Source organism: Aeromonas sp. S11(2024) (assembly GCF_041402345.1).
Lineage (GTDB): Bacteria > Pseudomonadota > Gammaproteobacteria > Enterobacterales > Aeromonadaceae > Aeromonas > Aeromonas veronii.
Map to the genome: position 1 here is coordinate 1 of NZ_JBGLRC010000042.1, position 18,455 is coordinate 18,455.

The window sequence follows — 18,455 nt, forward strand, 5'->3', positions numbered from 1 at the left end:
TCACTACGAGCAGCAGTACCGCGATCGGGTGGTCAAGGGATTGCACCGTCGGGCCGCCGAATTTGGTTTTATCCTACAGGCAATCGAGGGTGTTTCTTAGGAAGGCTACTGTTCTCTTGATGGCGGACGAGTTCACTCTTACGCGCTGATAGACCGATTAAGGGAGCAAGCCCCCATCACCTTGGTCTGCTGCGCTTTCGATGTGCCCACCTCCTGTTTTTACGATTATCTGGCCCGCAGACGGGCGATTAACCGTGAGCGGATACAGCAACGCAGTGAGTTGCGCCGGTTGTTCAAAGAGAGCAGGAGCTCTGCAGGCAGCCGCGCCTTGATGTCGATGATGCGGGAGTTGGGGTATCAGATTGGTCGATTCAAAGTACGTAACCTGATGAAGGAAGCCGGGCTGGTATCCAAACAGCCAGGCGCTCATCGTTATCAGGTCGCCCAGTCTGAGCGACCGGATATCCCCAATCTGCTGGCCCGCGAATTTGATGTCCAGCAACCCAATCAGGTGTGGTGTGGCGATATCACCTACGTCTGGGCTGGTGGCCGTTGGCATTGCCTGGCAGCGGTTCTTGACCTGCACACCCAGCGGGTCGTGGGCTGGGCGATGTCTGATAAACCTGATGCAGAATTGGCAATCAAAGCACTGGAGATGGCCTATCAGCAGCGTGGTTGCCCATCTGGTGTGCTGTTTCACTCTGACCAGGGCAGCCAATATGGCAGTAGGGCATTTCGGCAACGACTGTGGCGCTATCGCATGACCCAGAGTATGAGTCGGCGTGGTAATTGTTGGAATAACGCCCCGATGGAACGGTTGTTCAGAAGCAGTGGCTCCCGGCTATGGGATATATGAGCTTGCGGGAAGCAAAGCGGGATATCAGTTATTACCTGATGGATCACTACAACTGGCTGCGTCCACATCAACACAATAACGGGATACCGCCAGCAAAAGCCGAAGAACGGCCTAACCAAGTGTCCGGATTTAGTTGACCACTACAAGTTGCATCTGGCGGTAGACCCGGCAACCCGCGATATCGTGGCGGCGGAAATCTCGCTGGAGAATGTCCATGATGTCGAGGTGTTGCCGACTCTGCTCAATCCACTACGGCGCAAACTGGGGCGTGTTTATGCGGATGGCGCCCAGTCATCAGCTTATCTTGCGCAAAGGGGCAACAGCCTGTATCCCGCCTCGCAAAAGCGCGGGGTTATGGAAAAAAGGACACGCAAGAAATGACGCGGTGCTGGTGATGCGCAAGGAAGGGCGGGCGTACTGGAAGAAGATATCGGGGTATCACCGTCGCTCACTTGCAGAGACAGCGATGTATCGGTTCAAACAGTTGTTAGCGGGGAAAGTCAGTTTACGTAACTACAACGGCCAAGTGGGAGAGGTGATGGCGTATGTCAGCGCCATAAACAAACTCAATACCCTGGGCCCCGAGTGTAACGGTCACTTGGGGCTGGGGCAGTTGTGGCTTGATGGTTGATTTGGGAAACAGCGCCAATAAACAGCATCGACATTGGCTTTGGTATGCCTTTGATACCAAGAGAAAACAAGTCTTGGCATATACCTTTGGCCCACGCAACGATGAGACATGCCGTCGGTTGCTGAGCCTGCTTTCTCCGTTCCAGATAGGCTTTATCACCAGTGATGACTGGGGAAGCTATGCCAGAGAGGTGCCGAGCGAGATGCATCTGACCGGGAAGATATTCACCCAGCGTATCGAGCGTAACAACCTGACGCTCAGAACGCGCATCAAGCGATTGGCTCGCAAGACCATCTGCTTCTCTCGTTCCATTGAGCTACACGAGAAAGTGATTGGCGCCTTTATAGAAAGGCACCATTTCAACCGATTGGAGGCATTACCCGGGCGTGATGGGTGATCAGCGTCGGCGATAGAGACCCGGATCCACCTCTTCATAGTGGCTGGTCAGGTATTGATAGAAGGCGAGATGGGAAGGGGAGCTGGGTTTTACCAGCTCCTCGCTCACCCGATCCGGCTTGGCGATGATGAACTTCGGAGTCTGGCGCTGGATATCGGCCAGCACCCGCTCGCGCACGTCATAGGGCGGATTGACGTTGGCAAAGAAGAGGTAGGCGGACGCCGGCTGGCGATCGGTCCAGAGATAATATTGCGGCTGGATGCCATCGACCCAGATCTTGTCGCTCGGGACTGTCTCGGCCTTGATGCGATCGACCCGTACCTGCGCGGCCGGATTGAAAGGGCGACCCTTGAGGGTGCCTTCCCAGGCGTTGTTGATCATCAGCAGCAGCATGGCCAGCGTTGCCAGCCAGGGAGTGGCACTGCGCACATCCCAGGCGCGCCAGAGAGGGATGAGGATCAGCACCGGCAGCGCCCACAGCAGGCTGGTGCCGAGCACCTCGTTGACCCGCTCGAGGGACCACTCCTTGGTGCTCCAGCCAAAGGCGAGCTGCTGGGCCAGCAGCCAACTGGCAGTGAGCACCACCAGCGAGATGCAGAGCAGCCCGATGGCATCTGCCTGCTGTTCGCTGCGATCCAGCAATACCGCCAGCGGCAGCACCGCCAGTTGCAGATAGAGTACGTCGTAGTGATCGAACACATGGCCGGAGACCGAGTTGGCGATCAGGGTGAACAGTACCCCAAACAGGGTTGCCAGCAGGGCGGGCAGATACCACTCCTGACGGCGGCTCAGCATCAGAATGATGAAGGCGGGCAGCAGCATGATAAGGCCGGTGCGCAGCAGGCCGACGGCGCCCACCATGGGAGAGAAGCCATTGCCGTAGCTCCCTTCGAAGAAGATGTCGAAGGCGTAGTATTTGAAGGCCGCCAGCAGATCATGCTGCTGGAAGTAGGCGTAAAGCGGGCCGCCAATCAGCGCCAGTCCCAGCAGGCTGGAGATGAGCAGCAATATGGCGTCACGCCACTTCTCATGCAGACACCAGTGGCAGAACAGCACCAGATACCAGGCTCCCCAGAAGGCGCCGTTGTTGGTGCGCATCCAGGCGACGATGGCGAAGGTAAGAGCCGCTACCAGTGCCGGCCACCAGCGAAATCCCTTGTCCAGCAGCAGGGTGATGAAGGCCCACTGGGCGATGAGGGCGAGGTGGAAGGTCCAGTCCTCAGTCATGTTGCCGTAGTAGTAACGGGTACCGTAGAGAGCCAGCACCGCCAGCATGGCGCCGAGCCGCGCCTTGAACGAGAGTCCGAGCTGGGCAAAGGCCTGCCAGCTGGCCAGCAGTCCGAGCCAGCAGAGCACCCACTCCAGCGCCCAGATCCCGACAAAACCCCCCATTCGATAGCCCAGCGCGTCGAGGGCGAAGATCATCGGCCCCTTGATGTCGATCATGTCGCGATAGAGCACGCCCCCTTCGCTCCACATCTTGCCCATCACCGCGAACAGCGAGGCATCAAAGCCCGGCGCCATGGCGTGGAAGAGCGGGTTGCGCAGACAGAAGAGCTGCGCCAGCAAGGCGGTCAGCAGCACAATGGCTGGCTTGATACCCGGGTTGACGCGAGGGGGAGTGAAACGGATGGAGTGATTCATGAAGTCGCCTGTTCCTGCAGCTGGTCTTGAAAGCGGGCCTATCTTGCCGAGCTAGTGAGTGCGATGCAATGGGGCAGGCCCGTGTGGGGCAAATATTCTCGAAAAAGCCCGGTTCTTGCAGGGAACCGGGCGCTGGCTGCGGCAATATTGGCCGTCAGGGGGATGTGGCAAAGCCATTCCCCCTCTGCATCAATGGATGTACTCAAGCAGGGGCGGCTGCGCTTCCAGCGTCGGCAGGTGACGGGCCCAGCGGATAAAGGCGTCGGCCAGGGTGATGCCGAGCTCCTGATTGTGCTGGGTCAGGGTACGCGCCAGTGCGGTGTAGCCCTCCTTGCCGGAGGCGGTATAGGCGCTCGACACTCCGCGATAGATCTGTTCGGCATTGACCGCTTGCCACTGGCCGGGTGCGGCTTCCCACTCCAGTCGGGTGATGCGCTGACCCTTGGGCCGATCGGCCTGATAGGTGAATCGCACCCCTGCGGTGTAGGGGAAGCTGCCGTTGCCATTGCCGACCACGCCGTTGTTGGTGGCGTTGTCGATGGCATTTTCCAGCGCTTCCGCCAACTCGTGACCGTGCACCCGATAGAGGGTGAGGGGAATGGCAAACGGCAGCAGGCGACCGGCGATATCTGCTTCGCTCAGGGGGCCCGGCTCCAGCGAGCAGCGCACGCCGCCAGCATTGTGCAGGGCAAAGTCCACCTCGCCTACCTGTTCACGGGCAGCGGTTAGCATGGCGCGGGCCACCAGCGGGGCGAGTTGGCTGCCGTGGGGCAGGGTGGCATCCGGCAGTCGCTGATGGGGCAGTGGCGCCGCCAGTCGGGTGACGATGCGCTGGCTCATGGTCTCGATCTCCGGCCGGTAGCGTTTGGCCAGATGTTGTTCAAGTTGTGGATCCGGTTCGCAGAAGGTGAGTCCGACAGGTGGCGTAGAGGCAAATGGCCAGGGTTGCCAGGGGAGCCACTCCAGCTGCCCCTCACTTTGCACGACGCGGCCCGCCTTATCGAAGGTGAGCTCGCAGACGCCGAGGCAGAGGGCGCTGTGGCCTGCGTGCAAAATGGCCACTCCGTTGTTCATCAGCGGATAGCTGCCTTCGCTTGGCAGACCCAGCGGCGCGAGATCGCCGAGCAGGCTGTGGGTGTGGCCACCGATGATGAGACTGAGCTCGGGGAAGCGCTCGGCCAGCAGCTTGTCCTGATCCAGCCCGAGGTGGCTCAGCAGCACGATATGCTGGATCCCTTCGCGCTTGATCTCCCGCAACACCCGGGTGAGGGTGTCGGCGACCGCGTGGAAACGGGTGTGGGGATCCGGGTTGGCGATGGCAGCCATCTGGGCGAGGGTGATGCCGAGCAGCGCAAAGGGAACCCCGTCGATCACCTGACGATGCCAGGGCTGATGGGCGTCGTAGAGGTGGGGAATATCCCACAGCCCCAGCGGCGTGTCGGCAGGCTCCTGACTGTTGTCCAGATTGGCGGCCAGCACCGGAAAATCGAGCTGGCGCAAGAACTCCACCAGCGGGCCATTGCCCAGATCGAATTCGTGGTTGCCAAGTACCATGGCATCGGGGGCCAGCATGGCGAGCAGGTCGGCGTTGGCGCGCCCTTTGAAGCGGTTGAAATAGAGAGAGCCCTGAAAGGAGTCGCCACCGTGCAGAAACAGAAAACGCTGGCCGGCTGCTGCGGCTTGGGCACGCAGTTGGGTCAGTCGGGTCAGGATCCGGGCATAACCGCCGCACTGGGTGCGCCACTGGCCTTCACCGACAGGGGAGAAGCTCATGGGCGCGCCATCGAAGTGGGAGTGGCAATCACTGAAATGGGCAAGTTGAACCGTAATACTCATCTCGGTCCTCCTTAGGGGGAAAATGAGCACCGAGTCTACTGCAAAGGGGGGGGAGGATACCAGCCCGGCAGGGTGCCGGGCTGGTCAATGATCAGGCGGGTACCATGATCTGGGTGGCGACAATCACCACCAGCAGGCCGACGGCGACCGGCATACTGGTGCGCTTGACCACCTCGAACGGCGAGAGCTTGCCCATCCCGGCACAGGCGACCACCACCCCGGATACCGGCGAAATGGTGCGACCCAGGTTGGAGGCTTGCAGCATGGGAATCACCAGATAGGCCGGATTGATGCCAAGGCTGCTGGCCAGGTTGGGGATCAGCTCCACGAAGGCGTAGAAGGGGGCATTGCCCGAGCCGGTGGTGAAGGCGGCCAGGGTGGTGATCACCACCAGTGACAGCATCATGATCAGGCCGCCGGAGCCGAGATCCTGCGCGTGAGCCAGCAGGGTGTCGATAAAGCCAATAGTCATCAGACCCTGGGCGAAGACGCCGGCACCGACCAGCAGCATGACCACACCGGCAAAAGCGTCAGCCATGTTGCGCCAGCAGACCTGCAGACCGTCCAGCAGCTCCTTGCCATTGCGGATCCGCACCAGCTCCAGCAGGCTGGCCAGCACCATGCACATGACGATGATGGTGACGATATCCAGCTGCGGACCCCATTTGCCGTCAAATACCAGCACCCCGATGATGGGGGTAAAGGGCAGGATGGCGTAGAAAGCGGGGACGGTAGTCACCAGATCACCCGGGGCGACCGGCTCGTTGTGCTCACCGGATTTCTGATCAAGGTAGCGCTGCCAGAAGAAGTGGGTCACCGCCATACAGGCGATCGCCACCAGCGAGATGGGCAGGGTCAGCTTGAAGGCAAAGTCCAGCAGCGGCATGTTGGCAGCCTGGGCGGCCATCACCACGTCCCCTGAGGTCGGTGACAGAATGATGGCGGCCGGCGAGGCGCATACGGCCGCAGCCGCGCCACGGGAGATCCCCATGTTGACCATCAGCGGAAACAGGGTGGCCATCAGCAGCACACCGAGGCCGGTGGCAGAGCTCACCGCCAGCGACATGGCGCAGGCCACCAGATAGGCAGCCACCAGCAGGATATAGGGGGACTTGATGATGCCGAGCGGTTTGCTGGCCAGCTTGACCAGAATGGTGTTGGCGCCGATATGGCTCATGTAGCCGGCGAAGCCACAGAGCACCATGATCAGCATCCCCAGTCCACCGCCACGGTCATTGAGCAGGAAGCGGACGTACTCGAAGATATCGGTTGTGAGATAACCGGTGCTGACCACCTTGCTCGGCAGTACCGGCTTGCCCATCATGGCGGTGATGACCAGCAGCAGCAAGCCGCCGCTGAGCAGCACCCCGGTTGCGGAGTATCCTTTGAAAATGGCACGGCCCACCACCAGGGTGACTAGGGTGCCAACGATGAGTTCCAGCATATGTTGCCTTCTGATTGGATGAGAGTGGAAGGAGTCTATTCCGATAGGGGTAGAGTGGCGACTGGAAACAGGATGTTGTGTGAGCTAAATCAACGTTTAACCCCATGAACAGAATTAAAGAAAGGTAAAGGTACTTTACCCAGCGGGTTTGGCTACCTACCCTTGCCAGCCTTGGTTGTCTTTTGAGGCTTTTATATGGTGGTTGGTGATTTTTCAGGCATTAAACGCTCTCTTTTCCTGCTTGCGATGCTATTTTCACCTACTTGCGTGTTTGCAGTAACCAATGACGGTTTTCATCAAACCGGTCCTCATCAGGCGGTCGCCATGCGGCGTCTCATGGCTCCTCACTCTTACGGCGTACTGGTGGTTGCCGAGGGTAACAAACCCCGTTTTGCCGCGCTGGCATCCAAAACCACGGAAGCAAACTGTCTGGCCCGTCATGCCATCCGGGTAGATGGGGTCGCGCTGCTGGTCACTCCGAGATTCTATGCCAAAGAGGGAAAACGGGGACTTTGCGAGCTGTGGCTAAATGAGGGGGCAGATCAGGACTTTTTTGCCAACCGCCTTAAAAATGATCATTTTATTCAGATAGATGGTCATGACATCAATGTGAAAAACTATCACCTCGACTGGCAGCGCATCAGCCGTCATGCTCAATAAAAATACAGTTTTGGCCTTGTGCCATACTCTGCTCACGCAACCTGTGAGCGTGCTCTGATTTCTGGGCGCATCATTGTGTTGCGCCGCCTCGTCGTCACACATAGGCTATACCCGTCATCTGTGTGGCGGTGGGGTTCACCAAGGTTGGTACTCCGCCCGTGCAATCAAGGAAGGTAGTCTGGCATGGTCAGCAAGGTTTATGGAGTAGTGGGGGTCGGGTTGTTGCTGTTGCCCCTGATGAGTCAGGCTCAGCCGAGCCGGCCGCAAGTGGTGCCAGAGTCCCGCATCAATGTCCGTTTTTATGAGGTCAATGCAACCAGTCCGGAGCAGCTTGCCCGGGCGATTGCCCAGAGTGCTCCCAAGGTGAATGGCAAGCCCGTACTCGGCAAGGCGAGTTATCAGGTGGACTGGCAGCTGGATACCGAGCAGTTGCCGGGGCGCTGCCAGCTCAACCGGGTGACGGTGACCACCAACGCCACTGTGTTGCTGCCCCGCTGGCGTCAGAGCGCGAGCAGTAACGATCCTGCCCGCCAGCGCTGGGGGCGGCTGCTCTCCAGCATGTTTGACTACGAATCCCGCTTCAAGGAGATGGTGCTGCAGGGGGCAAATCAGGTGGGTGGCGCCATTGCGGGATTACCCGGTCATGCAGATTGTCAGGTGCTGCGCTATGCCGCGTGGGCAGCAGGTAGTGGCGAGCTGAACAAGATTAAGGGACGGCTCGACGGATTCCAGCGCCAGACAGGTTACGGCGAACAGCTTGGGGTGCACTGGCCCAAGTGAGCGCTATCTCAAGACGCAATATCCAGCATCGCACGATTTGATAAATAGAATGGCCGCCCGATGGGCGGCCATTCTATTTGCTTGCAGAGTCCGGTTCAGACCAGCGCCTTGCCTTTGAGCAGTTTGCGCACCCAGTAACGGGCTGGGTGGAGCGCTTCCAGCAGATCGGCGGCCAGCGGCAGGGGATCGCCGCAGATCTCGCTGGCGAGCAGCTCGCCACAGAGCGGCGCCGAGCAGAGACCCCGAGAACCGAGCGCCCCCAGCACATAGAGGCCGGGGTGAAGGGGGAGTGGATGGGCGTTGTGCTGATCATGCTGCAGCTGCGCATAGTGATCCGCCAGACCTTGCAATCTGGCCACTGGCCCCACCACCGGAAGGTGATCCCGACTGGCACAACGCACCCCTACGCGCGCCTCGTTGCCGCTCACATCCACTTCGGCGGGCCAGGTTTGCTCCGGCAGGCAGGCTTGCAACCGCACCTGATTCTGGATTTGCTCCTCGGCACGAAACTCAAGGCTGCTCTGGTTACGGCCATAACTGGCGCCGATGCAGTGTTGATCGTTGTGCATGGGTGTGAGGTAGCCATCGTAGCAGAGCACGGTCTTGAGCTGACGCAAGCTGGCCGTGGTCGGCACATGGCTAACCTGACCGCGCACCGGATAGAGCGGCAGCTCGGCAAAGGGGAGCAGTGCTGGCAACTGGTGACCGGCGGCGACCACCAGATTGGGGGCCTGCCAGTGGCGGCCGTCCTGGCTCTCTATGTGCCAAGCATCGGTCTGCTCGGCTATGGTGACCACTTGGGTGTGGTATTCCACCTGCAGCAGGCCGCTGGCTTGCGCCTCTTTCAGGGCGGCTCGGGTGAGATCGGCCGGACAGAGCCAGCCTCCCAGCGGATAGCTGACGCCGATGTGGCCACAGGGCAGGCCAACCACCTGCTCTACCTCTGCTGTAGAGAGGGAATACATCAGTTCGGACGGGAAGGGGCCCTGGCTCATTTTCGCCAACTTGGCTGCCGATTTGTCGTCATAACCGAGCTGGGTCACTCCGCATAATTCGAACGCGATAGGATGGCGTTCGGCCAACGCCAGCAGCCGTTGGCGGGCATAGCCAAAAGCGAGGGAATAGAAGCGTGACAGGGCATCGTGCTCGCCGTTAAGCAGTGGATAGAGGGCACCCTGGCGGTTGCCGGAGGCGCCGGTGGTCGGGTCGCCATCTGCACACAGCAACGTCACCTTGCGACCCCGCTCCACCAGAGAGAGGGCCGTCATGGCCGAGGCGATGCCGCCGCCGATGATCACTACCTCGCCAGCGCGTCCGGCAGGACGGGCATACCAGGGGGCGATGGTCTGCTGCGGCTGCTTGTCGGTGCGATCCCCCACCAGCATCTCCCGCTTGCTACCGTGGCCCTTTACCTTCTTCATGGCAAAACCGGCGGCAATCAGGCCGCGACGGACAAAACCGGCACAGGTAAAGGTGGCGATGGAGCAATTGGGACGGGCGAGGCGAGCGAGACCCTCAAACAGCTCCTGTGTCCACATCTCCGGGTTCTTGGCCGGGGAGAAACCATCCAGATACCAGGCATCCACCAGACCTTCTGCCCGGTGAGGCACCTGCGGCAGCATATCCTTGATGTCGCCAAACCAGAGATCGAGGCGAATGCGGCCACCCGCAAAATGCAGGCGGTGGCAACCGGAGACCGGCAGCGGCCACTGGGCGACAAGATCCTGACTCAAGTGGCCAAGTTCAGGCCAGGCGGCCAGCGCCTTGCGCAGATCGTCTTGGGTCAGGGGGAATTTCTCGAAACTGATGAAGTGCAGACGGGAGCCGTTGCCGGATTGAGGCGCCTGTTCCAGGAAGGCTTGCATTGTCGCCAGAAAGTTAAGGCCTGTGCCGAAACCTGTTTCACCTATCACGAAACTGTCACTATCGTGGTGCGAAAATCGCGCAGGTAGCCGGTTTTGCTGCAAAAAGACGTAGCGGGTTTCACCTAGACCGTTATCATTGGAAAAGTACACATCCCCGAAGTCACTGGAGACAGGAGTTCCCGCTTCATTCCAGTCCAATCGGGCATGATGTAAGGATGTTTGACTCACGTTTTCCTCGGCTCGCGTCACAAAATCGCGGGCATTCTACGTGAATTCCAATCCTCAGCGAATAGCCATTGACGTAACTACCCGCCGTTCTTCTACCGGAAAGTCCTTCGTTCGGATGCGATGCGGTTCAAAGTGGTCAGTCTCACAGGCCATCCCCAGTGGTGAAGATGTAGAGCTAGTACGTCAGTTCATCAATGAGAGAGTTAAACCCATCATGAAAGCCTATGCCGTCACAGTCTCCGATAAATGGGACGCTCTGACCCTGCTGAATCGTCTTCTCTTGGCTCGTGGTTATGGTGAAGACCGAGCCCTTGCCGTTATTGCTGAATGCGAACAAAGGGCACAGAGAGGCCCACAGCGTCAGACCTCTAGGGACTGGATGGACTTGATCACTGAGGTCGCCCCTGAGATTGAACCTGATGTGACCACTCCAGTTGAAGCCCTTGTAAAGACCTCGGGTAATAACACAGAGGAGGCAGCCGCTAGAGACCAAGGGCCGACAGTGGGTCAAGTCTATGAACGCTTCTTACAACTTCGTCTCCCTGACTGGAAGAAAAGCTCGGCAGGGGCTTATAGGACAAGCTTTACCAAGCTCAACTCTTTGGGCCTAGCGTCTTTACCAGTTGCTGACTTGAAGCGAGCCACATTGGATACAACCCGACAGGGTATGATTGATGATGGTATGAAAGCTGGGTCTATCAATCTTGTGTTCAGACATCTATGCCAAGCACTCCGAGAGGTTGAGCAGGTCTATGGGGAAGACGAGGGGCTCGACTTCACGAAAGCCATTAAGCATCTGACCGGATTGAAGCCTCTAAAGGATGAATCCAAGACGGTTGACCGAGCATGGCCCGCTGAGGCAATTACCGAGGTATCCGCTAAGTTAGCCGACAAGATGAACTCTCCGCACCTCTCCGAGGCTAACAGAGTCAGACGCTCAGGGGCCTATTGGCAACTCTGGTTGTCTCTCGCTACAGGTTGCCGAAAGGGTGAAGCCGAGGCCATGCGGAAAGGCGACATAGTGAGGGAAGGCTCATTGATGGGTATCCATATCAAGGGAACCAAATCAAAGGCAGCTGACAGAATGCTCCCGCTTGTGGATGGTCTGAATGGTTTCAACCTGTCAGAGTTCGAGGCATACCTTGAGACCCTGCCCAGTGATGACACTCTGCTATGTGGTGGCGGGTCATTGGAGAACCTCAGCAAGACCGAGAGGGCAGCCTTCCAGATGAGTAATGGTGATGGCCTAACCATTCATGGATTACGTCACACAGCGGCTACCACCTTGGCGACTTTGGGTTTAGACCCTGTGCTTCTCTCTCAGTTTATGGGGCATGCCCAAGCGGTAGCAGGCTCAGAGGTGACGCAGCGTTACATCACTGGGGCCATTGAGGCACGTAAAGGGGAATGGTTGAAGCTGCATCAGGCCATCTCTGAGTTGCTGCACAAGGACGGGTAAACAGTGGCATAAGGGGGTCTCGATTAGAAATTGTCATAAATTTATGAGACCCCATGTAATTGTATATACCTACAAAACACCCCCTCATGCCCTTCTGATTCAGTCACTTAGTCGCGTCCCTGTGTGAAAACATAGGGGCAGACATCTTGCTTGTTCTACTAATCTTGCGTAGCTGTGCGAACCATTCTCATTTTGTTGGTGTCATTAAACAACCGTTAGGTGATACCAGAGGGCAGGGTCATTTGTTAGTGTCATCAAAATAGGTGTTGACCATAGTTGCTACCGGTAATTATGATGATACCACTTTATGACACCACCGAGAGATTGAAGCATCATGTCCACCACCCAAGGCCGCACCTTCGCTTACTGCCGAGTGTCTACCGTTGAGCAGACCACCGAGAACCAAGTCCTTGAGATTGCCAAGCGGGGATACACTGTAGAGCCGCACAGAGTCGTCACTGAGACCATATCGGGGTCAACCCAAGCCAGTACACGTCCTGAGTTCAGGAAGCTGCTAGAGCGTATGGAAAGCGGTGATACCTTGGTTGTCTTGAAGTTGGACAGATTGGGTAGGGATAACATTGATGTGCAGACCACTATCACCAGCCTGACCGAGAGAGGGATCAAAGTGGTGTCTCTTGATTTGCCAGTGTCTGACTTAACATCACCAGAGGGTAAGCTCATGTTGCAACTCATGGGGGCATTCGCTGAGTTTGAACGTAATCGCATCAGGGAGCGTACACAGGAGGGGCTACAACGAGCTAAGGCCGAGGGTAAAGCATTGGGGAGACCCGTTGCTGTGGACACAACGGAAGCCGTTCAGAGAGCCAAAGGGGAGGGCCTGAGTCAGAGCAAGGTGTCTGACAAGCTGGGTATCTCACTGGCTACCGTTAAGCGGCATTGGAACAAGTAGGTAGATATGGGGCACGCCAGTGGTGTGCTACAAGGTGGCGTGTCTATGTGTCCTTATCTGTTAAGTCAAACATGAGGTTACCTCTAAAGGTCTGGTTAAGGGCTGGTGTGAATAATGTGCTATTAAAAGCACACGATTTGACATAGTGCTCACCATAGGGGACACGTGTGCTTTAATCCTGATGTTCTCCAAAGATGACCATTCCGTTTATAACCATAAGGAGACATGCTGTGCCCAACACAACTTCCACGTCGAAGCCTTTGCCTCAGAACGCCATCACTTTAACTATCCCTGCCACTGTCTGTGGTATTGGCATCAATGACGTCAAGCACCTTAACCTAGATAAGACCAAGCATCACGATATCGCGCTAAAGCGTTGGAGCAAGATGTTAGGGCGGGTAACTACTGACCCCGCCTATGCTGGCGTTGAGGTTCACCCTGAGTGGCTTCTCTACAGCAACTTCGCCAAGTGGTTCGACACTGCTGTTGATTTCTATGGAAGCACTGATTTTGAGCTTGATAAAGACCTTATCCCGCTGACCAAGGGTCTAGGCTCAAACGCTGACCGAGCGTCTATCAAGCGGGTCTATGGGCCTGACACCTGTCTACCCATCCACCATAGCCTAAACGTTGCCCTCAATAAGTGTGGTCATGATGCAGATAATAGCTTCCGTGGTGTTCGTGAGCAGGTTCACAAGGACGGTAAAACAGCGAGCTATCGCGCTAAGTACGGCACTCTGGCGCTTGGTGTCTTCACTACTCCTCATGAGGCGGCCCATGTGGCCCTCAGGTATCGAGCAAGAGAGTTCCTAGCCGTACATCACCTTGAGCTTAAGAAGCTGTATAAGGCTGACCTGATTGGCTTAGAGAACGACTCTTTGATTGACGTTAAGAGGAGGCTGATTGCTGCGGCACTGACCATTCCTGATTACTCTATCGTTGAGGATAAAGAGGCTGTCCCTATGGTGACTGAGCGTAGGCGTGGTAAGCCTGCCAAGGTCTACCACAATCGGCGTCATTGGGTCGTGCGTATCGACCATTGCACTGGTAACCAAGTAAGGGTTAAAAGCTGTGCGTCTGCCAAAGAGGCCATCAAAGCGCTTGACACTTTGGTAAACGCTGGGAAATGAACATAAGGTGGGTCGTTACGGCCCTAGTTGGTGTGCGTTAATGTTTTAAAAAGCCATTATAAAACAATGACTTTAAATAACGTGCACTATAGGCCCCCTGACATTCCACCCTCTGGTTACACTTAGGTACTTTAAGTTAAACATTAAGTACCAACATCCGGTCAAACATTCAAATCTAACAGTCAGTCTACCGGATAGACCATAACTGAGGTTAGATGGATATTAATTATCAATATTAATCCATCAAGACAAAGAGTAATCCCTCCGAAATACCTCAGCTACAACCCGTGAAATGGTCTCCTCGATTGAGCAATAGGTTACATAAATGTAAACCTCATGAATTACTGCTCACCGTTGGAGATAGCAGGGCAACTACCTGCTTAACCCGCCAAGTTTAAACCCATCCGATTGACCCGTAAGGCCGCTGATTAAGTTCAGAGGGCAGGGTCATATCTCAATTTCACCAGTCCCAGCCCGCAAATTTGCGGTCTCGGCAATCACCTAATCACAAACATCAAATCGCAACAATAGGAGAAACCTAATATGACAAACAACATGACCACCACCCAAAGTCACCGCCCTGTGAAATTCCTCGAAACTGTCCGCCTTATTCGCCGTCAACAGGACATCCTCGAACAACGGGGAGACCCTATTTCCCTCTCAGTGTTCGACAAGCTGGAATCCATTATGCAGGGTCAGCGCGGTATTAAGTTTACTGCCCAAGAGCGTGGCCGTCAGGAAATGGCATTCATCATGGCGAAGCACCAGCTCAAAGCGGAAGACGCCGAGGCCAACTGGGAGCGTTATGAAACCTGTGTCCACCTGACCAGCATTTACTCTAACGAGACCCAGAAGGCGAGCGAAGCAAGCAAGGAGGCCACCAAATGATTAGCTACAACGAAAAAACCCAATCGGTGACCCTGTGTGGTCAATCGTTCGCCCTAGAGTTTTGGCAGCGCGTTCAAGCCCCTTTGCTGGTCGAGTGTCTGCACTGGTCACCTGAGACCCTGATTAGCTGGATGGAGTCGGCAGATATTCCGCTGGGTCAATTCGCCAGAGTGCCCAAGGTTCAGAACGTTCTGATTGCCCGAGAGGAAGCCCGAGAGCAGGCCGAGAAGGAGCGAATCGAGCGAGAGCGCCTAGCCACCTATAACTCGCCGGAAGCAGTAGCCGAGCGCAAGCGTCAAGCTGCTGAACTGCACCGTTACCGTATCGAGCAAGGCATGAGAGCCCGCGGTGCAAGACCAGCACGCCAATCAGCTATCCATGCATCCCACTATGACGGCGGGGTCAGCTCAACCGTGATAGCAGACTTCGCGGATTGACACTGTGTCTATCAACTATAGGAGCCGAGCAATCGGTATGAACCATCGAGCGGGTCAATATGGCCCGCAAACACCCACTAGAAACCACACCATCACCAACAACCATCACAAAACAGGAGGTAACAATCATGCGCAACACTACCAATCCCGAGCTGTCCGACGATTTCACCATGTCTGCCTTGGTAAAGGCTAACGCCGACCGAGTGACCATCACCGACACCACCCGTCAGGAAGCCTATCGCGTCCGTGTAGAGGGTGAGAATGAGCAGTCTATTGAGCTGACCAACACCGGCTCCTCTACCAGCTACATGCAGCTCTTGGCCGATACCTTGGACAATGCGGTCAACTCTGAGGAGTGCAAGCTGTCCATCGGCGAGGAGCGTTGGTTCCGGTTCCACTCTGAACAGGATGCCCCGACCCCAATCATGATTCCGTCTCTGTCGAGCCGTACCGTTAACGTGAAGATGAAAGACCCGCACACCAACAACACCATGCCTACCAAGCTGACTATCCGCCAAGGGTCAACCATCCGGTCTAAGCCGAGCGAGGACGCCATCATGTTCAGCATGGCGCTGGAGCGGTTTGATACCGAGTCTGACGGCAACATCACGCACCTGACCTTGCGTCAGGAAGCTGAGAGCATCGTTGAGCAGATTGACCGAGAGATTACCACTAAGGTCGTTACCGCTCTGACCACCAACGCCAATAAGGCCAAGTACCTGATTAACAAGAAGGTTGACCTTAAGGCAGGTCAAAAGCTGGCTGACCGTGTTGAGGCGATTGAAGACGCTATTGATGTTGGTCTGATTGAAGGCCGCCTGATGGGTGACTCTATCGAGGATTTCGTTATCGGTCTGAATAGCCAGACTTACCGCGACCTTGACCGTATGTCCCGCCGTTCTGGTTCCGCCAGTGTTAGCGACTATCTGGGCACGGAGGTTTACATCCTCCCAAGCGACCCTAGCGCCTCTGATGACATTCAAATCCTGATGGCACCTAAGAAGGCTGTCGCTGTGTCATTCCGTGAGCGCAGCGATGGCACTGTGCTCGATTTCATCGTCTCCCGTCAGGCTGAGCGTCAGTCTACCACTATGGAGATTGTCGGCGTTGCTGACCTGCTGGTTGCTGGCTCTGTGGCCGCTACTGGTGACGATGGTGCAGACCAAGAGGTCAACATCCCGCTAATCGTTGCGTTCACCGCTGGGTCTCCAACTCCCTGATAGCCCTTAACGTTGCCGCTTCGCAAGAGGCGGCTCTTTTAAGTGTTTTTATCATCAACTATTTAAGCAAGCTGAGGAGGTAGTCACATGCAACCATCTAAAGAATGTACCCGCTGTGAAACCTCGCAGCCTCTCACCCACTACAAAATCCAATGGAAGACACCAGATGGTACACCGAGAGCCCGCACTGTATGCGTCACATGCGAGTTCAAGCAACAACGTGGTCACCCTTCCGCTCTTAGACGTCGAATGCAAAGGAGGTAACCCAGTGTCCACCACCAAAGTTAAAACCAAAGAGGTACTGCTGGCCCTTCTCAAAGCTAAGCCCCTGTACGCCCTGATTGCTACCTTGCTGACCATGCTAGGGGTGACCCAAGGGGAGGCCATTGCAGGTCACCTACAGGCGCTCATGGTGTTGTTAGTGAGCTAATGGTTTGTTGATAGGGTCATAACTTAGAACCATGAAAGCGGCTATGACACCTGACACCAAGAAATCACCATGTTAGACTCATTGCTCAACCATTAAGGCACCTTTTCTATGCTCTACGTGAAAGCAGACCAGTTTGGCAGCCGAAAGCGGGTAGACTTGGCGCCAGTTTTTCCAGACGAGATGAATTAATGAGAAGAGCAGTGATCACCGGTATCGGCGTCATCTCCAGTATCGGCAACAACAAGGAAGAAGTGCTGGCCTCCCTGAAAGCAGGTAAATCCGGCATCACCTATTCCGAGCAGTTCGAGCAGCACAACCTGCGCAGCCGTGTCTGGGGTAACATCAAACTCGATCCGTCTGAACTGATCGACCGTAAAGTCATGCGTTTCATGGGCGACGCTGCGGCCTACGCCTACCTCTCCATGCAGCAGGCCATTGAAGATGCCGGTCTGGCGGAAGATCAGGTCTCCAACGAGCGTACCGGCCTGGTGGTCGGTTCAGGTGGTGCCTCCGGCAAGAACACCTCGGAATCTGTGGACATCGCCCGTGAGAAAGGGGTCAAGCGTGTGGGCCCTTACATGGTGCCGCGTACCATGTCCTCTACCACTTCCGCTTGCCTCGCGACCCCGTTCCAGATCAAGGGTGTCAACTACTCCATCAGCTCAGCTTGCGCCACCTCTGCTCATTGCATCGGTCACGCGCTTGAGCTGATCCAGCTTGGCAAACAGGATGTGGTCTTCGCCGGTGGCGGTGAAGAGCTGGACTGGTCCTCTACCATCCAGTTTGATGCCATGGGCGCCCTCTCCACCAAGTACAACGACACGCCGGAAAAAGCGTCCCGTACCTATGATGCGAACCGCGACGGTTTCGTTATCTCCGGTGGCGGCGGCATTCTGGTAATTGAAGAGCTGGAACATGCGCTGGCCCGTGGTGCTCACATCTATGCCGAGTTGACCGGTTACGGTGCCACCTCCGATGGCTACGACATGGTCGCCCCGAGCGGTGAAGGCGCGGTGCGTTGCATGAAGATGGCGATGCAGGGTGTGGACAAGGTTGACTACATCAACACCCACGGCACCTCCACTCCGGTGGGTGATACCAAAGAGCTGGAAGCTATCCAGACGCTGTTTGGCGCCAACGGTCCCAAGATCTCTGCTACCAAGGCGATGACCGGCCATGCGCTGGGCGCTGCGGGCGTGCACGAGGCTGTCTACTCCCTGCTGATGATGGAACACGGCTTTATCGCCCCCAGCATCAACATCGAGACCCTGGACGAGAAGGCTGAAGGTCTGCCCATCGTGCGCGAGTACGAAGCGGCCGAACTCAACACCGTCATGTCCAACAGCTTCGGCTTTGGCGGTACCAACGCCTCTCTGGTGTTCAGCAAGTTCAAAGGCTGATATCCGGTTGATATGAAAAAGCGCCTCAGGGCGCTTTTTTTGTCTTCGGTGTCCCGTCCTGAATATGGTTTACACCTTTCCCCCCAATAAATGGAGAACCCGATGGGACAAGGTGTGAAACGGACGCAGCGCGATTACTCGCTGACTTTTAAACTGGCGCTGGTCGAGCAGATTGAAAAAGGCGAGCTCACCTACAAACAGGCTCAGGTGCGTTATGGCATTCAGGGCCGCTCCACC

General features: G+C 56.5%; 14 protein-coding genes and 4 pseudogenes. 14 read left to right on the forward strand and 4 right to left on the reverse strand.

The features are described from left to right. Positions 1 to 100: 100 nt before the first annotated feature. The 3 pseudogenes from ACB040_RS20025 to ACB040_RS20035 all read left to right on the forward strand — a co-directional run. Positions 101 to 993: pseudogene (locus tag ACB040_RS20025) on the forward strand (IS3 family transposase); the annotation flags it as partial. A gap of 7 nt (positions 994 to 1,000) precedes the next feature. After that, positions 1,001 to 1,487 (forward strand): annotated as a pseudogene (locus tag ACB040_RS20030) (IS5 family transposase); the annotation flags it as partial. Positions 1,488 to 1,503: 16 nt separating this feature from the next. Next, positions 1,504 to 1,884 (forward strand): annotated as a pseudogene (locus ACB040_RS20035) (IS1 family transposase); the annotation flags it as partial. On the opposite strand, the gene ACB040_RS20040 reads toward ACB040_RS20035, so the two are convergent. From ACB040_RS20040 to dcuC, 3 genes are all read right to left on the reverse strand, one after another. After that, the gene (locus tag ACB040_RS20040; RefSeq protein ID WP_338771097.1) at positions 1,885 to 3,528 is read right to left on the reverse strand and encodes a hypothetical protein; all 1,644 of its coding nucleotides are present in this window, start codon (positions 3,526 to 3,528) and stop codon (positions 1,885 to 1,887) included. Positions 3,529 to 3,717: 189 nt separating this feature from the next. Continuing rightward, on the reverse strand, positions 3,718 to 5,364 hold the full coding sequence (locus ACB040_RS20045) for a bifunctional UDP-sugar hydrolase/5'-nucleotidase (RefSeq protein ID WP_338771096.1): 1,647 nt from the start codon (positions 5,362 to 5,364) through the stop codon (positions 3,718 to 3,720). Positions 5,365 to 5,455: 91 nt separating this feature from the next. Continuing rightward, positions 5,456 to 6,808, reverse strand: coding sequence for an anaerobic C4-dicarboxylate transporter DcuC (gene dcuC, locus ACB040_RS20050; protein WP_338771095.1), 1,353 nt, complete (start codon positions 6,806 to 6,808; stop codon positions 5,456 to 5,458). Between the two features lie 195 nt (positions 6,809 to 7,003). Here dcuC and ACB040_RS20055 point away from each other — a divergent pair, with 195 nt between their 5' ends. Both ACB040_RS20055 and ACB040_RS20060 read left to right on the forward strand, forming a co-directional pair. Continuing rightward, positions 7,004 to 7,468 carry a hypothetical protein gene (locus ACB040_RS20055; RefSeq protein WP_139478521.1) on the forward strand — a complete coding sequence of 155 codons (465 nt, stop codon included), beginning with the start codon at positions 7,004 to 7,006 and terminating at the stop codon, positions 7,466 to 7,468. Between the two features lie 183 nt (positions 7,469 to 7,651). Beyond that, a complete protein-coding gene (locus tag ACB040_RS20060; protein WP_338771093.1) occupies positions 7,652 to 8,248 on the forward strand; it encodes a DUF922 domain-containing protein in 597 nt (198 codons plus the stop codon). 95 nt (positions 8,249 to 8,343) lie between these two features. Here the strand turns inward: ACB040_RS20060 and mnmC are convergent, their stop codons facing one another. After that, entirely contained in the window at positions 8,344 to 10,362 is a 2,019-nt protein-coding gene (mnmC, locus tag ACB040_RS20065; protein ID WP_338771092.1) for a bifunctional tRNA (5-methylaminomethyl-2-thiouridine)(34)-methyltransferase MnmD/FAD-dependent 5-carboxymethylaminomethyl-2-thiouridine(34) oxidoreductase MnmC, read from the reverse strand. A gap of 193 nt (positions 10,363 to 10,555) precedes the next feature. On the opposite strand from mnmC, the gene ACB040_RS20070 reads away from it, so the two are divergent. The 9 genes and pseudogenes from ACB040_RS20070 to ACB040_RS20110 form a co-directional block, all read left to right on the forward strand. Next, entirely contained in the window at positions 10,556 to 11,800 is a 1,245-nt protein-coding gene (locus ACB040_RS20070; RefSeq protein WP_362772017.1) for a tyrosine-type recombinase/integrase, read from the forward strand. A 334-nt stretch (positions 11,801 to 12,134) separates the two neighbouring features. After that, positions 12,135 to 12,713, forward strand: a complete 579-nt coding sequence (locus ACB040_RS20075) for a recombinase family protein (protein WP_371156234.1) — start codon at positions 12,135 to 12,137, stop codon at positions 12,711 to 12,713. Positions 12,714 to 12,943: 230 nt separating this feature from the next. Continuing rightward, the gene (locus ACB040_RS20080) at positions 12,944 to 13,843 is read left to right on the forward strand and encodes a hypothetical protein (RefSeq protein WP_371156232.1); all 900 of its coding nucleotides are present in this window, start codon (positions 12,944 to 12,946) and stop codon (positions 13,841 to 13,843) included. A gap of 543 nt (positions 13,844 to 14,386) precedes the next feature. Next, positions 14,387 to 14,731, forward strand: coding sequence for a hypothetical protein (locus ACB040_RS20085; protein WP_371156230.1), 345 nt, complete (start codon positions 14,387 to 14,389; stop codon positions 14,729 to 14,731). Continuing rightward, positions 14,728 to 15,168 (forward strand): hypothetical protein, encoded by a 441-nt coding sequence (locus ACB040_RS20090; protein WP_371156228.1) that lies wholly within the window; start codon positions 14,728 to 14,730, stop codon positions 15,166 to 15,168. The genes ACB040_RS20085 and ACB040_RS20090 overlap by 4 nt, the downstream gene beginning before the upstream one ends. A gap of 128 nt (positions 15,169 to 15,296) precedes the next feature. Continuing rightward, positions 15,297 to 16,388 carry a hypothetical protein gene (locus ACB040_RS20095; RefSeq protein WP_371156226.1) on the forward strand — a complete coding sequence of 364 codons (1,092 nt, stop codon included), beginning with the start codon at positions 15,297 to 15,299 and terminating at the stop codon, positions 16,386 to 16,388. Between the two features lie 268 nt (positions 16,389 to 16,656). Then, the gene (locus ACB040_RS20100) at positions 16,657 to 16,818 is read left to right on the forward strand and encodes a hypothetical protein (RefSeq protein WP_371156224.1); all 162 of its coding nucleotides are present in this window, start codon (positions 16,657 to 16,659) and stop codon (positions 16,816 to 16,818) included. Positions 16,819 to 17,006: 188 nt separating this feature from the next. Continuing rightward, positions 17,007 to 18,218, forward strand: a complete 1,212-nt coding sequence (gene fabB / locus ACB040_RS20105) for a beta-ketoacyl-ACP synthase I (RefSeq protein ID WP_338771083.1) — start codon at positions 17,007 to 17,009, stop codon at positions 18,216 to 18,218. 102 nt (positions 18,219 to 18,320) lie between these two features. Then, positions 18,321 to 18,455 (forward strand): annotated as a pseudogene (locus ACB040_RS20110) (IS3 family transposase); the annotation flags it as partial.

Bases quoted from the DNA above. Each gene is read 5' to 3' on its own strand.
- ACB040_RS20045 (WP_338771096.1), bottom strand. From the start codon at position 5,364: ATGAGTATTACGGTTCAACTTGCCCATTTCAGTGATTGCCACTCCCAC.
- ACB040_RS20060 (WP_338771093.1), top strand. From the start codon at position 7,652: ATGGTCAGCAAGGTTTATGGAGTAGTGGGGGTCGGGTTGTTGCTGTTG.
- ACB040_RS20085 (WP_371156230.1), top strand. From the start codon at position 14,387: ATGACAAACAACATGACCACCACCCAAAGTCACCGCCCTGTGAAATTC.
- ACB040_RS20090 (WP_371156228.1), top strand. From the start codon at position 14,728: ATGATTAGCTACAACGAAAAAACCCAATCGGTGACCCTGTGTGGTCAA.
- ACB040_RS20095 (WP_371156226.1), top strand. From the start codon at position 15,297: ATGCGCAACACTACCAATCCCGAGCTGTCCGACGATTTCACCATGTCT.
- ACB040_RS20075 (WP_371156234.1), top strand. From the start codon at position 12,135: ATGTCCACCACCCAAGGCCGCACCTTCGCTTACTGCCGAGTGTCTACC.
- ACB040_RS20040 (WP_338771097.1), bottom strand. From the start codon at position 3,528: ATGAATCACTCCATCCGTTTCACTCCCCCTCGCGTCAACCCGGGTATC.
- ACB040_RS20070 (WP_362772017.1), top strand. From the start codon at position 10,556: ATGAAAGCCTATGCCGTCACAGTCTCCGATAAATGGGACGCTCTGACC.
- dcuC (WP_338771095.1), bottom strand. From the start codon at position 6,808: ATGCTGGAACTCATCGTTGGCACCCTAGTCACCCTGGTGGTGGGCCGT.
- fabB (WP_338771083.1), top strand. From the start codon at position 17,007: ATGAGAAGAGCAGTGATCACCGGTATCGGCGTCATCTCCAGTATCGGC.
- ACB040_RS20055 (WP_139478521.1), top strand. From the start codon at position 7,004: ATGGTGGTTGGTGATTTTTCAGGCATTAAACGCTCTCTTTTCCTGCTT.